At 43.9% G+C, this 13,554-nt stretch carries 13 protein-coding genes; 7 read left to right on the forward strand and 6 right to left on the reverse strand.

Annotated features, from left to right (window positions below; all coding sequences use genetic code 11):
• The first annotated feature begins 44 nt into the window (after window positions 1–44).
• From yegD to G5S32_RS17625, 3 genes are all read left to right on the forward strand, one after another.
• The gene (gene yegD / locus G5S32_RS17615) at window positions 45–1,397 is read left to right on the forward strand and encodes a molecular chaperone (protein ID WP_165313466.1); all 1,353 of its coding nucleotides are present in this window, start codon (window positions 45–47) and stop codon (window positions 1,395–1,397) included.
• Window positions 1,398–1,609: 212 nt separating this feature from the next.
• Window positions 1,610–2,626, forward strand: coding sequence for a lipoate--protein ligase (gene lplA, locus G5S32_RS17620; RefSeq protein WP_165313467.1), 1,017 nt, complete (start codon window positions 1,610–1,612; stop codon window positions 2,624–2,626).
• Between the two features lie 245 nt (window positions 2,627–2,871).
• Entirely contained in the window at window positions 2,872–4,419 is a 1,548-nt protein-coding gene (locus G5S32_RS17625; RefSeq protein ID WP_165313468.1) for a methyl-accepting chemotaxis protein, read from the forward strand.
• A gap of 84 nt (window positions 4,420–4,503) precedes the next feature.
• On the opposite strand, the gene G5S32_RS17630 is transcribed toward G5S32_RS17625, so the two are convergent.
• The 3 genes from G5S32_RS17630 to G5S32_RS17640 all read right to left on the reverse strand — a co-directional run bounded on the left by G5S32_RS17630 (window position 4,504) and on the right by G5S32_RS17640 (window position 7,357).
• Entirely contained in the window at window positions 4,504–4,848 is a 345-nt protein-coding gene (locus G5S32_RS17630; protein WP_165313469.1) for a DUF3316 domain-containing protein, read from the reverse strand.
• Window positions 4,849–5,135: 287 nt separating this feature from the next.
• On the reverse strand, window positions 5,136–6,428 hold the full coding sequence (locus G5S32_RS17635; RefSeq protein ID WP_165313470.1) for a hypothetical protein: 1,293 nt from the start codon (window positions 6,426–6,428) through the stop codon (window positions 5,136–5,138).
• Between the two features lie 212 nt (window positions 6,429–6,640).
• Window positions 6,641–7,357, reverse strand: a complete 717-nt coding sequence (locus tag G5S32_RS17640) for an NUDIX hydrolase (RefSeq protein WP_165313471.1) — start codon at window positions 7,355–7,357, stop codon at window positions 6,641–6,643.
• Window positions 7,358–7,657: 300 nt separating this feature from the next.
• Here G5S32_RS17640 and pncB point away from each other — a divergent pair, with 300 nt between their 5' ends.
• The 4 genes from pncB to G5S32_RS17660 all read left to right on the forward strand — a co-directional run bounded on the left by pncB (window position 7,658) and on the right by G5S32_RS17660 (window position 11,750).
• Window positions 7,658–8,965 (forward strand): nicotinate phosphoribosyltransferase, encoded by a 1,308-nt coding sequence (gene pncB, locus G5S32_RS17645; protein WP_165313472.1) that lies wholly within the window; start codon window positions 7,658–7,660, stop codon window positions 8,963–8,965.
• A 110-nt stretch (window positions 8,966–9,075) separates the two neighbouring features.
• Entirely contained in the window at window positions 9,076–10,116 is a 1,041-nt protein-coding gene (locus G5S32_RS17650) for an oxidoreductase (protein WP_165313473.1), read from the forward strand.
• A complete protein-coding gene (locus tag G5S32_RS17655; RefSeq protein ID WP_165313474.1) occupies window positions 10,113–10,586 on the forward strand; it encodes a heme-degrading domain-containing protein in 474 nt (157 codons plus the stop codon). The genes G5S32_RS17650 and G5S32_RS17655 overlap by 4 nt, the downstream gene beginning before the upstream one ends.
• 30 nt (window positions 10,587–10,616) lie before the next feature.
• On the forward strand, window positions 10,617–11,750 hold the full coding sequence (locus G5S32_RS17660; protein WP_165313475.1) for an amidohydrolase: 1,134 nt from the start codon (window positions 10,617–10,619) through the stop codon (window positions 11,748–11,750).
• Between the two features lie 55 nt (window positions 11,751–11,805).
• Here the strand turns inward: G5S32_RS17660 and G5S32_RS17665 are convergent, their stop codons facing one another.
• From G5S32_RS17665 to G5S32_RS17675, 3 genes are all read right to left on the reverse strand, one after another.
• Complete coding sequence (locus G5S32_RS17665; protein WP_165313476.1) at window positions 11,806–12,177, reverse strand: rhodanese-like domain-containing protein; 372 nt, start codon at window positions 12,175–12,177, stop codon at window positions 11,806–11,808.
• Window positions 12,178–12,292: 115 nt separating this feature from the next.
• Window positions 12,293–12,847, reverse strand: coding sequence for a nucleotidyltransferase family protein (locus tag G5S32_RS17670; protein ID WP_165313477.1), 555 nt, complete (start codon window positions 12,845–12,847; stop codon window positions 12,293–12,295).
• A gap of 24 nt (window positions 12,848–12,871) precedes the next feature.
• Entirely contained in the window at window positions 12,872–13,528 is a 657-nt protein-coding gene (locus G5S32_RS17675) for an HAD family hydrolase (protein ID WP_165313478.1), read from the reverse strand.
• Window positions 13,529–13,554 lie beyond the last annotated feature (26 nt).

Genomic DNA, 13,554 nt, shown 5'->3' on the forward strand with positions numbered 1-13,554 from the left:
GTTTACGGTAGCATCTCCGACCTTTTTCAAGTTGGAGGTTTAAGATGTATATCGGTTTTGACTACGGTACCGCGAACTGCTCTGTGGCAAGTATGGATGGCAATGATCCAACGTTGCATCTTTTAGAGAAAGACAGTTTCTACATTCCTTCAACATTGGCTGCTCCTACTCGAGATTCTGTCGCTGAGCATCTGTTTCGTCATCGCGACTTAGCACCATTGGACGCAGATGGCGAACAGCGCCTTCGCCGTGCCATTGCGGCAAACCGCGAAGAAGATATTGACCTTCAATTTGATGATGTGATGTTTGGTCAGGCGGCTCTGGATCTTTATCTGTCTGATCCACACGAAGTCTATTATGTAAAATCACCAAAATCTTTCCTTGGCGCGATGGGGCTACGTGAAGCTCAATTGGGTTTCTTCGAAGACTTAGTCTGCGCAATGATGGCGAACATCAAATCACAAGCGGAAAAGAGTGCTCAGCAAATCATTACCGATGCAGTGATTGGTCGCCCAGTAAACTTCCAAGGTAGAGGTGGCGAGGCTTCCAACATACAAGCTGAAACCATTTTGCGTCGCGCGGCTACTCGTGCAGGTTTCCGCAATATTGAATTTCAATTTGAGCCTGTTGCGGCTGGCTTAGAATATGAAGCGTCACTAACTGAAGACAAAACTGTGTTGGTGGTCGATATCGGCGGTGGTACTACCGACTGCTCGCTGATCAAAATGGGACCGTCTTGGGCAGGTAAAGCTGATCGTAATGACAGTCTTATTGCGCATACAGGTCAGCGAATTGGCGGTAACGACCTTGATATTCACATGACCTTCAAACAATTGATGCATCCTTTCGGTTTTGGCAGTAGAACCCTTTCTGGGCTGGAAATGCCTTTGACCCAGTTCTGGAATCCGATTGCAATCAACGACGTTAGTGCGCAGGCGAAATTCTTTGCTAAAGAGAATCTAAAAGACCTCAAACATCTGCACAAAGAAGCGGCTGAACCTGAAAAGCTGGCGAGATTGCTTTCGGTTTACCATGACACTTTAGGTTACAGCTTGGTAAAGAAAGCCGAAGAAGCGAAAATCGCACTTTCCGATTCACAGGTGTTCACTGCGCAGCTCAAGGTCTTATCAGAGCTTATTGATGTTGATATTCGCTTAGATGAAATGATTGAAGCGATTGAAGTGCCAAAAAGCAAAATGGTGGAACTGGTGTCTGAAGCGGTAACACTTGGCGGGACTAAGCCGGATGTGATCTTTATGACTGGCGGCTCAGCACGTTCACCAATCCTACGCAGTGCAGTAGAACAAGTGCTGCCAAATATACCTTTAGTCAGCGGTAACTACTTTGGTTCGGTAACGGCTGGTCTGGCTCGTTGGGCAAAAGTATGTTTCGAATAAGCCGTGCAAGTTAATTTTCATCTAGTTATAGCAGCCTCATTAAGAGGCTGTTTTTCTGTCACCCCTAAACCACCATCGCAGGCTGTGGTGATTGTTTAACCTTTTTAATTGTATTGATTTATCAATTGATGCAATTGGAAATATCTACTCGTGTTTATGCCATCTGATCAGTAAGATAGCTAAGTCTTATCCCTTGTAAGGAACAGAACTCGATGAGCAAAACTCGCATTCTAATCTCAGATTCCACTAACCCTTGGTTTAACTTAGCGGTCGAAGATACGATCTTTCGATCTATGCCTTCGGACCAAAGGGTGCTGTTCCTGTGGCGTAATGCCGATACTGTGGTGATTGGTCGCGCACAGAACCCATGGCGTGAATGTAAAACAGATAGAATGGAGCAAGATGGCGTTAAGCTTGCTCGTCGTCAAACAGGCGGGGGGGCGGTGTTCCATGATCTAGGTAATACCAACTTTACCTTCATGGCGGCTAAGCCTGAGTATGATAAAGAAATCTCAACCAACATCGTGCTAGCAGCTTTGGCGAAACTGGGCATTAATGGTGTGGCGAATGGTCGTAACGATTTAGTGATTGAAGACGAGGCTGGAATTAAGAAGTTCTCGGGTTCGGCTTACCGTGAAACCTTAGACCGAGGTTTCCATCATGGAACGTTATTGCTCAGTGCAGATTTGAATCGCCTAGCTGATTATCTCAACCCTGATGAGAAGAAGCTGCAAGCAAAGGGCATCACTTCCGTAAAATCTCGCGTCATCAACCTAAACACGGTCAAGTCAGACATTAATCACCAACAAGTGTGTGAAGCGATCATCGAAGCGTATCTAGAACATTATGACGAGTCAGTCACCGCTGAATGGATCACTCCAGAAAATTTCCACGGCTTACCAACATTCAGCGATAAGTTCGCTGTACAACAAAGCTGGGATTGGAACTTCGGGCAGACGCCTCCGTTTACTCACCGTATGGATGAACGCTTTACATGGGGTGGGGTCGATGTGTATCTCGATGTAGAGAAAGGGACTATTCTTGAAGCGAAAATCTTCAGCGATATGTTAGACCCATATCCAATGGAATTATTGGCGCAGAAGTTATCGAACCTCTCATACAACAGAACAAGCATTGAGCCGTGCATTGCAGCTCTTGCGTTAGAAATGCCGCAGTATTCAGAGCAACTGACAGCTTTCAGGCAGTGGTTTGTTACTCAGATTGATTAGAATGGCTTTACACAAGCAAGCAGCGTTAAATATAAAAACCGAGCATATAAGCTCGGTTTTTACTTGTGTGCAAAATTTAATGCAAGAATGTTTATTTGTCTCATTTATGATAAGTGGTTTATTGATAAGTTTCTGAATTGATTAGGGTCAAGGTTGCAACAGTTGTCTCATGTTAAAAAAGACGTAAATTGTATCGTAATTTTTGAAATTTAATTTCAATATGAACGTTAGTGAGCGCTAGTTGCATGGAAGTTACTGAAAATAAAGATTACCCAGATCACGTCAGTTTTATTTCTACTACGGATCGTTCTAGTTACATTACTTATGCCAACCAAGTTTTTTGTGATATCGCTGAGTACGATCAGCAAGAGTTAATTGGTAATCCTCATAACTTAGTTCGCCATGCAGATATGCCTAAAGCAGCATTTGGTCAGCTTTGGAGCTACATCCAGGAAGGCAAAAGCTGGATGGGAATAGTGAAGAACAAATGTAAAAGCTCAAAACATTACTGGGTTTCTGCATTTGTAACGCCAATAAAGAATGAAAAGGGTGAGATCATTGAATATCAATCGGTTCGCTCTAAACCTACTGCTGCGCAAGTTAAGCGATCAGACGCTTTGTACAAAGCTATTAACTCAGGCAAAAAAGTCTCTCTATCTCGTTTTCCGCTTGCTAAGTCACTCATGCTACTCTCTGTTCTTGTGCTGGGCGTTAATCTATTTTGGATGTGGTCACAACAGGAATGGTTAATAGGTTCTATCTGTAGTGTGTTGTTGATTGCCTTGCTATTTGGTCTTGCTCATGTACAGAACCGCTTGAGACAATTGCAGATGCTTGCTAACGAAGCATATTCGAACCCACTATTGGAAAAGGTTTATACTGGTCGTCGTGATGAGTTTTCACAAGTTGAACTTGCGCTCATGATGCGTAAGGCGGAACTGAGAGCAGTGACGGCGAGAAGTGGTGATACTTCTGGACGCATTCTGCAAGATGCTCAACACGAGTTTGAAACGGCAAAATCTATTGAACAAAGCCTAACGGCCCAGCACGCAGAAACTGAACAAGTAGCTTCAGCGGTCGAAGAGTTGACCTATTCTATTAACGATATCGCTAATGCAGCATCTTTAACTTCAGAGTTAACGCAAGAAGCTCGCTCGGACTCAATTACAGGTTTGGAGAGCATCAAGGCGACAGTGCGAAAAGTTAACGAGTTGGATAAAGAGTTGGTGAATGGTCAGAGTATTCTGCAAACACTGTCTGCTCACACTAAGCAGGTTGAATCAATCTTAGATGTGATCAGCTCTATTTCAGATCAAACCAATTTACTTGCTTTGAATGCGGCGATTGAAGCGGCGCGAGCTGGAGAGTCTGGTCGAGGGTTTGCTGTTGTGGCAGATGAAGTACGCCATTTGGCAATAAAGACTAGCGATTCCACCACTGAAATTCATAGCATGATTTCAGAATTACAAGATCTTGCGGCTAAAGGTGTTAATGCAATTCAGCGTGGCTCGGATCTTTCTCAGCAATGTATTGTCAGTGCAGATGAAACGGGTGGGATAATCAAAGATATTTCGGCAAAACTGGAGCAAGTTTCTGATAGAAGCCAGCAGATAGCTGTAGCAGTTGAACAGCAAGCAATTGCGACCAAAGAAATCACAGCTAACGCGGTCAATATTAAGATGTTAACGGAAAAAACAGCGCAGTCTTCCGGCGATTCAGTAAATCGCACGAGAGTGTTGGTTTCAAATCTAAAAGAACTGCAAAGACTCATCAGACAATTCGAACGAAATTGATATAGAAAAGTTTTGTTGGCTTAAATTGATGACATTCCTTTGTCATCAATTTAGGGTGACTAAATTAGCGGATAAATATTATGACTAGTCGTTTTGATCTTTAATGTCGTATTGGTAATCGACATTAACTAAACCTCGATAAGAGGTTTTGTCAGGTTCAACGGATATAGATTCTACTTTCAATTCGCTGTTGTTAATTTTTACGCTATCTGGAACGATCATAGGTTCAACAACCCCGAGTTTGAAACTCAGTTCTTCTGAAGATAACTCTCTCAAATCATGGATGATTTTGAATCCAGCTTGCTGCGCTTTTTGTTCAGAGTTAAACACTTCTGTTTGAATTGTTTTCTCTGATTTTTTAGTTTGGGTAGCGGCTAACACACTGCCGCTTACGACCATCATTGTGATCATTGCGAGCGCTTTTTTCATGTGAATACTCCTTAACTGTCATTGTTATGTCCTTCCGACAAAAAGCGACACGGTACTGAGAATTGCATTTGCCCGTGACGACCTGTTGTTTGGATATTTGTGCATGTTGAGCACCAAGTTATCCTAGCAACTGACATGTAAGGAGTCCGTCAGCCAATGTAAAACGATAGAAATCTTATCTTCAACTTTCTGACAATCTGTATTTATTTAACTCATTTTCTAACATTGTTAAATCATTGACCAAATTTTGTTCGATTTATTGCGTGCAGAGTAAGGTTTATAAATGGCTAGATCTGAGTTGAATACCACCAGAGCACAGAACAGCAAATCAGATACATTGCTGTTATGTAGCGCCAGTTAGCTTTCAGTAGGTCTTTCGCGCCGATGTCATAGCGTGATTGAATGCTGAGCTGAACACCAGAAAATGGTGAAACAGTGATACCCAGTGACCAACCCATGAGTAGCGTTAAACCCAACATGTTCGGGTCTGCCATTGAAGGTGCTAACACGCTACCAGCAAGAACGACACTGGTGACAGGGTGCATGCCAGTCATTGCTAACGCAACCAAGACCGCAATTGTGACACCGGCTTCCAATGGACCAAAATGCTCTGGAGCCAATTGAATATTCATCGCATCTAAAGACGCAGCAACGCCAGAGGCAAGCATGGCTGCAGCCGCAAAGAGCACCACCTCACCACTGGAGTTTGCAATTCCGGATTCGATATGGTTACGAGCCACCACGATGGCGTGATAGCCTTTAGTGAATAGAAGCCATAAGGCAATGAAACAAAGTGAAGTTAATGTAACGAGCGATAGCACGCTAATGTGCGGATAGTACTTGTGTGCGGTGATCACTATTACAGCGAGTAACGCAGGCATCCACAAAGAATAGAGGGTTACTGGATAACCAGAGAGCGTGTCCGCATCGTCACGATGAATGATTTGCCAGCAGCTTAAACCTAAAGCTACAAGGCAAATAGGAATACCAAAACTGACTAAAGTGCCGAGTTCTGCTCCGGGCGCGCTGACTAAGGCTAAGCCCATAGAAGCAAAGAAAGGTGACCAGAATGCACAAGCAGAAAAGCCACGCAGTAGCACTAAGCCTTGTGTGGTGGTGAGTTTACTTTGAGTTGCCAGTTTGTCCCCAACAATCATTACGGAAGAGATGTTGAGCACAGACCCAAATAGATGAGCGCCGAACAAGGTTCTAATCAGTGCGCTTTTGCCTTTTGGCAGTGTTTCACCTGTTTTCACGCTATTGACGGCAAAGATACGAAGAAAGCCGACACCGACGATCATCGCCACAACGTTTTGGTTGGCATCTAAGGTTTTGAGTAGATAGCGACCATCAAGACCACTGAACACACCATACAGCAATCCAACTGAGCCGACTAACATGAGTAAAATAATCTGTTTTCTTTGAGCTGGTTTGACGTAGGGCACGAAAAGCATCACTACTAACCAAATAGGAATTCCCGCCCAATATCCGCTGAAAAGCCCTGTGATTTGAGCAATGAGAGAGAGCAACACGCTAAGCATTAATAGCCAGCCGCCAGTAGCAGCAATTGAGGGTTTCATAGTGTCCGTACGCCAAATATTAAGTGGGTGAATCGTAGGTGAAGTGGCGATATTCGTTTGAATGAGCGTTCTTTTATACCCAAGCAACGATGAGATTCATTAGCTAGTCACATGGGTATTGCGCTTATTGTTATCGTTTACATCATACTGAACAATATCACTGGCGCAATAGAGAGTTTGCATAAAATTGCAGCGAGTTTCGTTGTTGATGATTAGCCGCGTAGACAGGTCTGGAAATAACTCACTTCATTGGTTGCTAACTTGTATACGTTGGCGGGTTTGCCACCCTTGCCTTTGCTTGAGGCTGCAATTTTGTTGGCACTGACAATAATGCCAGTATCAATTAAACGTCGCTTTATAGTCATACGGTTTACTTCGACACCGAACTGACAGTAGGCATCGATAATGTCCGCGACTAAGAACTCTTTATCCAAAGAGAACAACACCACAGAAGTGTATTCCACCGCCGCTCTTAGCTTTTTCCATGCGTGTTGAACTTGAGCAACGTGATCAAAAGCTAGTTCCATTTCCTCATCGAGCAAGGGTTGCAAGTCAAACCAATCTGCCCGAGTTTTATCTGTACCTGCATTTTCAATTTGCTGAACATTCGAAGGGTTGAGCAACGCATAGTGAGAAATACTGATACTCCAACCTTCAGGATCGCGCTTAGGGTTACCGTCTACCAATGGGTCACTGATGTAGTTAGGGTAGGTATGTATTTTTTGCCGGCAGATTCTACGGTGTGCAGAATTGAAGTCTTCATCGGCAGGTTCGCCACCTTGGCTGGTCATGTCTTCGTCATAAACGAACCCACCTGGTAATGCCCATTTTCCGCAATCTGGACGGTTTGGGTTGCAGCGTTTGACGAGGAGAGTTTGAATCCCCGATGGAGCGAGACGAAGGCACACCATATCAATGGTAACAATCATAATACGAATCCTGACATGAGATAGTTCCATTCTAGGGAAGTGAATATAGAGGGTCAATGTAAATAACATATCGTGACAAACTTAATAAAACAATAGAGGGTTGTTAGGCTGGCAGAGGTAAGTATTTGTAATTAAGTTCATTCAAGTAAACATTACTTCTCTTGATTATAACATTATAAACTGTATTGTTTGTAACAAGATTTGACAAACTTAGAGGGTTGAATTATTGTTCAGATATGGTTATGAACAAAATGTTACTAACATTGACAGTTCCTTTGCAGTAAATAAAAGGCAGGCAAAATGAGTAATCGCCTATTCTCTCCCCAAATTATCCGCAGCTTATTGGATTTAGATGCCTATAAAATCAATATGATGCAGGCTATACATTCCAATTATCCTGATGCACAAGTGCGGTATGAACTGATTGTTCGTAGCGATGAAGATGTCAGTGATTTATTGGAAGAGATTGGTGATGAGATAGCGCATCTGTCTTCATTAAGATTTTCTGATGCAGATATCGCTTATTTAGGCTCTCATTTTCCACATCTGAAAGATTCGTTTATTCAGTCTTTGCGTTATTTCCATTTTCAGCCTGAGCGTCAAGTCGAATTGGGTGTGATGAAACAAGAGGGCAAAAACCAATTAAGGATTGGAATTAAAGGCTCGTGGCGTGACACCATTTTGTACGAAACCATTGTGATGGCGATTGTTTCTGAAGTGCGAAATCGTCGACGTTGGTCAGATGTCCCTGCTGATTTGCCTATGAAGGTTTTCGCCCAAAAAGTGGCTCAGTTGAAAGCGCAGATTGCTAAACGCGGCATTACCAATTTTTCGCTGACAGAAATGGGGACTCGTCGTCGCTTTTCTGGTCAGGTACAACGAGATGTGATGGAATATCTAAAACAAGAAATTCCTGAGTTGTTATTGGGTACCAGTAACTGTCATTTCGCCCGCGAGTTTAATTTAAAACCTATTGGTACTATTGCTCACGAGTGGTTTATGGGGCATCAAGCGTTGGTCAACGTGCGTGACTCACAGCGAGTAGCGCTAGAGCAATGGCTAAATTCATTTGAAGGTCAGCTTGCTATTGCACCGACAGATACGTTGACAATTGATGCCTTCATCAGTGATTTCAATATGCATCTCGCCAAAGCGTACAGCGGTGTGAGACACGATTCTGGCTGCCCTTATAAGTGGGGTGACCGAATGATTGCTCACTATGAAAGCCTTGGTATTGACCCTAAAACGAAAATGTTCATTTTCTCCAACGGACTAAATTTCGATGAGGCGCTAGACCTTTGTGAACACTTCGTTGGTCGCGTTCAAATCTCATTTGGTATTGGTACATTTTTAACCAACGATCTTGAGAATTGGAAAAATAGTAAAGGTAAGGCGTATAAACCTCTTTCTATCGTGATCAAACTAACGGAGTGTAACGGTAGACCTGTGGCCAAAATCAGTGATGAGCCTGAAAAAGCTATGTGCGAAGACCCACTATTTCTTGCCAACTTAAAGCGTCGATTTGACATCGAAGTGGACATCGATGCTTTGATTAAATCGTTAAAGAAACAAAAGCAGACTAAGCGAAACTACATCGTCGCCGCTTAATTGCGTCCTTGTAGTTCTAAATAAGCCCTCTCTGGTTTTTTCGCTAGAGAGGGCTTTGTTTTTGTGTCACGATACCGGTTTCATCTCGACTCAAAAAGGACTGCTTTGATATGAGTTTCGCTCCTGTAAAAACGGCCGTTATTGGTTACGGCTATTCCGCAAAAACCTTTCATCTTCCATTTATCAAAGCGCTACCAGAATTAGAGTTATCCGCCATCAGTTCCAGCCAGCAGGTAAGTGTTGAAGCCGATTGGCCACAAGCACAGTGGTTCGGTGATGCAAATGATCTGTTAGATAACAGCGATGCAGAGTTGGTTATCATTACAGCGCCAAACGATGTGCATTATTCCCTTGCTAAGCGTGCTTTAGAAAATGGAAAACACGTCATCGTTGAAAAACCGTTTGTTACCCGTGTTGAAGATGGCAAGGAGCTGATCGCTCTAGCAGAAGAGAAAGGTCTTGTCCTCAGCGTGTTCCATAATCGTCGTTGGGATGGTGACCTGCTTACAGTGAAAAAGCTGCTTGATGAAGGAAAGCTGGGCGAGGTGAAATTGTTTGAATCTCACTTTGACCGTTACCGCCCTGAAGTACGTCAACGCTGGAGAGAACTGGCAGCTGATGGTGGCGGTATTCTTTTTGATTTAGCCCCTCACTTGCTAGACCAAGCGCTTATGTTGTTCGGTATGCCAGAAGCGATTAACGCGCAATGTCGCATTATGCGCCCGGGCTCAACCACCAACGATTACTTCAATCTGATTCTGCATTACCCAGAGCATTTGGTTCATCTGCATGGCAATCTGTATAGCCCAGAGCCGAACTTGCGTTACAAGATATTAGGGACTTTGGGCAAATACGAAAAGTATGGACTAGACCCACAAGAAGCTTGCTTGAAACAGGGAGTTGAACCTAACGCGTCAGGTTGGGCGCAAGAAGACTCATCGGCATACGGTAAACTCTATTTAGAAAGTGAGTCTCATACGATTACAACTGAGCATGGTTGTTACGAGATGTTTTTCAAAGGCGTTGCATCTGCTGTGCGCTTGGGTACTGAAAACCCAGTTCATGCATCGGAATCACTCAAAAACATCATGTTGATTCAAATGGCGATGGAAAGCAGCGAAACTGGCCAAACATTAAAGGTGAGCCTATGAGTTACACATTAGAAAGCCTGATAGAACAAGAACGCGAGTTAGAGCTTTGCTATTTCAACCAAGATGTGGCTTGGCAATTAGGTAGCTGCATTAAATCACTCGCTGAGCAGAAAGGTGCTTCGATATCGATAGAAGTGTTTGGTTTTGGTCAGACGTTATTTCAATTCTGTATGATGGGTTCGAGTGCCGATCAACTGGATTGGATTCGACGTAAGCGCAATTCGGTACTCTGTTATGGCAAAAGCACTTACTACTTGTCACTCTACAATGAAGGCAAGAAGCGAGTGTTTGAAACACAGCCACATATTGACCCAAACGAGTATTGTGCTCACGGTGGTTCTTTCCCAATCCGAATCAAAGGTTCTGGTTTGGTCGGTGCAGTGAGCGCTTCGGGGCTGGCTTCTTTGGACGATCACGAGTTGGTGACACAAGCACTAAAGCAAGCGTTAGATTCTCAAAAAACACAATAATGAAATAGAACGACAAGGAGGTCGTTAATCATGTCTCAAGCAACTTGGACTGAGTTTCGACGAGAGCTACACCAGTTTCCAGAACTCTCAAACCATGAACATCAAACCGCTCGTCGTGTTGAAGAAGTGTTCAAGAAATTCCGCCCAGATGAAACCGTCACTTCCCTTGGCGGTCATGGTGTAGCGTTTATATTTAATGGTGCAGAAGAAGGTCCTACTACCTTAATTCGCTGTGAGCTAGATGCCCTGCCGATTGAAGAGTGTAATAACTTTGCTCATCGCTCAGTCCATCAAGGTGTATCGCATAAATGCGGTCACGATGGACATATGGCAATTGTGACCGCTTTAGGTGAAGAGCTTTGTGAAAACAAGCTGAAATCAGGTCGAGTCATCTTGGCCTTTCAACCAGCTGAAGAGACGGGAGAAGGGGCAATCGGAATGGTCAATGATCCGGCCTTTGCCACTTATGTTCCTGATTTTGCATTTGCTTTGCACAACTATCCCGGCTTGTCGCTGGGACATGTTGCGGTAAAAGTTGGCTCGTTTAACTGCGCGTCTCGTGGAATGATCATTCGTCTTAAAGGAAAAACGTCCCATGCGGCGCATCCTGAGAATGGAGTCAGCCCTGCGTTGGCAATGTGCAGCATTATTGAATCTCTCACGGCGCTGCCTCAAACCCTAACTCAAACAAGCTGGGTAACGGTGATTCACGCCAATCTTGGTGAAATCGCCTTTGGAACTTCGCCGGGTGATGCTGTGGTAATGGCAACGCTGCGTAGTGAAACTAACGAGGCAATGGAGAACCTTGTTCAGGCTGCCACACAAATTGCACAGGAACTGTCTGAGCAACATGGATTAACGTGGTCTATGGAGTGGCAAGATGTGTTTCAGGCGAGTGTGAATTCAGAGTTGGGCTCAGCGTTGGTGGTTAAAGCGTGTGAGAACACTGAGATTCCTTGCCATATTTTGCAAGAACCAATGCGTTGGTCTGAAGATTTCGGGCAATTTACAGCGGTAGCAAAAGAAGGGGCAATGTTTGTTCTCGGTTCAGGTAGGCAAAGTCCGCAGCTGCACAATCCTGATTATGATTTCCCTGATGAATTGATACCTATCGGTAAAGCGGTTTTTGCTAACCTTATTGAACAAATTAACGGTTTAAACTGAACCTAAAGAAACGGCACCTTTTGGTGCCATTTCTTTAGGTTCGATGTGCAGTTCTTTAGTTGAGAGGTGCAAGATTGAGTTGTGCTTCTTGCATTTCCGATAAACCTCCACCGTTGTGAACATTTATGAATCCTTGCTTAACGAGTGATTGCATCGCTATGCCTGAACGATTTCCACTTCGACAGTAAACGACGATTGAACGATCTTTTGCGATGTCTGCAAATCCAGTTTCAACAGTGTCTAACGGAATATTAATTGCGTCATCAAGGTGACCTTGTGCAAATTCTTCAGGCGTTCTTACATCAACAATAAGAGCACCGCTTTCAATCAGTTCCCAAGCTGCATCGGCTCTTTGTGATGCCAATGCTGAGCCAGAAGGGAGTGCCATAGCGCTGCCTAACAGTAAACTTAATAGCTTTTTCCACATGTCGTTACATCTCCTTGGTGGATGACTCATTGATTTCATTATGAACGCATTGCTCGAAGTTCGACAACAAAATCATGATGCGTTTTGAACTGCTTTCCAACATCCCATATCTAGGTTAAACGTTGCTGACTAATACCAGTTTAGGCCAAATAGTGAGCCAATGTTTTTTGGCGATTCTTTGTGTAAAAACATTAGGTTGAGGGGAGTTTGGATTGATTGCAACGTTAAGAGACCAGTTTGCGTCTAGGCCAAAAGGCGCACAAAAGACCAGTTGGTCATCATACCCAAGGCTCACGCCAACACAGGTTGGAATTTCTACCCATTGGCTAATTGCGTGTTCGGTATTGTGATAGGGCAAATGACCATGGTTTAAGTGCATTCTCGCCTGATTACGTACTTCCCAATTGACGTGGGGAAGCAGTCGAATCAGTTGTTCCTGATAAGCAAGTTCTGTGGCGTGACTTAAATCTTGGGTATCGAAATACACCAAATCAATATCGTTTAAAGGCGTCATCTGCTCTTTGTGGTGCTGATGATCCCAAATGGCATTGCGTAAAAAACCGGCAGCAAGAAACCACTGAGGAAGAGCAAGGGTTCTTGCTGCTTTGAGACACGCCATCCTAAACTCGTCTTTACTGATAAGGTGGTGGGTTTGCTCGATAACGTTCATTCAGGGATTCTTTGGATTCGATTGTTAGCAAGCAGCTTTGAGTTCACTCAATACATCATGCATAGAGCTTCTAATCTTAGGACCTAGTGCTAACACTTCGTCACAAGGTTTAACCAAATCTGGAATTTGATAAGTGATCATGTTGGCAGCCATCGCTGATTTGACACCGTTATTGGAATCTTCAAACGCAAGGCAGTATTCAGGTGCTATGTTTAAGCGCTCTGCGGCGAGAAGAAATATTTCAGGATCGGGTTTGCCGTGTTTAACTTCACAGCCCGTCGCATAAGCGTCAAAATATTGGTCGAGCTCCGCCAAACGCAATTTTACTGTAGCAACATCTCGTTGAGTTGAGGTTGCAACGGCAGTAGGTATGTTGTGCTTCTTCAACCATTGTAACAGCTCTACAACACCGTCTTTGACTGGGATGGCTTGGTGTTTCACTACCGCATCGTACCGCTTACGCCACTCTTGGTGCAGAACAGGGTAATCCAAATCTGGGCCATAACCATTTCGTAAGGTTTGTTCTATTCCAGCAGCATTTTTGCCAATCACTGAAAGGTAGATTTCTCTGTGGAAAGGAACACCTACGGCGTGGCAGGCTTGTTCGAAGATTTCTAAACAGACTTGCTCAGTATTGAGCAACAGCCCATCCATATCAAAAATAGCAGCTTGGAATTTCATGGTTACAACTTTGAACTAGTGTGCGG

Origin of the sequence: Vibrio ziniensis, assembly GCF_011064285.1 — a bacterium.
Classification (GTDB): Bacteria; Pseudomonadota; Gammaproteobacteria; order Enterobacterales; family Vibrionaceae; genus Vibrio; species Vibrio ziniensis.

Coding starts and splice junctions, on each gene's coding strand:
- yegD (WP_165313466.1), top strand. CDS start 45: ATGTATATCGGTTTTGACTACGGTACCGCGAACTGCTCTGTGGCAAGT.
- lplA (WP_165313467.1), top strand. CDS start 1,610: ATGAGCAAAACTCGCATTCTAATCTCAGATTCCACTAACCCTTGGTTT.
- G5S32_RS17625 (WP_165313468.1), top strand. CDS start 2,872: ATGGAAGTTACTGAAAATAAAGATTACCCAGATCACGTCAGTTTTATT.
- G5S32_RS17630 (WP_165313469.1), bottom strand. CDS start 4,848: ATGAAAAAAGCGCTCGCAATGATCACAATGATGGTCGTAAGCGGCAGT.
- G5S32_RS17635 (WP_165313470.1), bottom strand. CDS start 6,428: ATGAAACCCTCAATTGCTGCTACTGGCGGCTGGCTATTAATGCTTAGC.
- G5S32_RS17640 (WP_165313471.1), bottom strand. CDS start 7,357: ATGATTGTTACCATTGATATGGTGTGCCTTCGTCTCGCTCCATCGGGG.
- pncB (WP_165313472.1), top strand. CDS start 7,658: ATGAGTAATCGCCTATTCTCTCCCCAAATTATCCGCAGCTTATTGGAT.
- G5S32_RS17650 (WP_165313473.1), top strand. CDS start 9,076: ATGAGTTTCGCTCCTGTAAAAACGGCCGTTATTGGTTACGGCTATTCC.
- G5S32_RS17655 (WP_165313474.1), top strand. CDS start 10,113: ATGAGTTACACATTAGAAAGCCTGATAGAACAAGAACGCGAGTTAGAG.
- G5S32_RS17660 (WP_165313475.1), top strand. CDS start 10,617: ATGTCTCAAGCAACTTGGACTGAGTTTCGACGAGAGCTACACCAGTTT.
- G5S32_RS17665 (WP_165313476.1), bottom strand. CDS start 12,177: ATGTGGAAAAAGCTATTAAGTTTACTGTTAGGCAGCGCTATGGCACTC.
- G5S32_RS17670 (WP_165313477.1), bottom strand. CDS start 12,847: ATGAACGTTATCGAGCAAACCCACCACCTTATCAGTAAAGACGAGTTT.
- G5S32_RS17675 (WP_165313478.1), bottom strand. CDS start 13,528: ATGAAATTCCAAGCTGCTATTTTTGATATGGATGGGCTGTTGCTCAAT.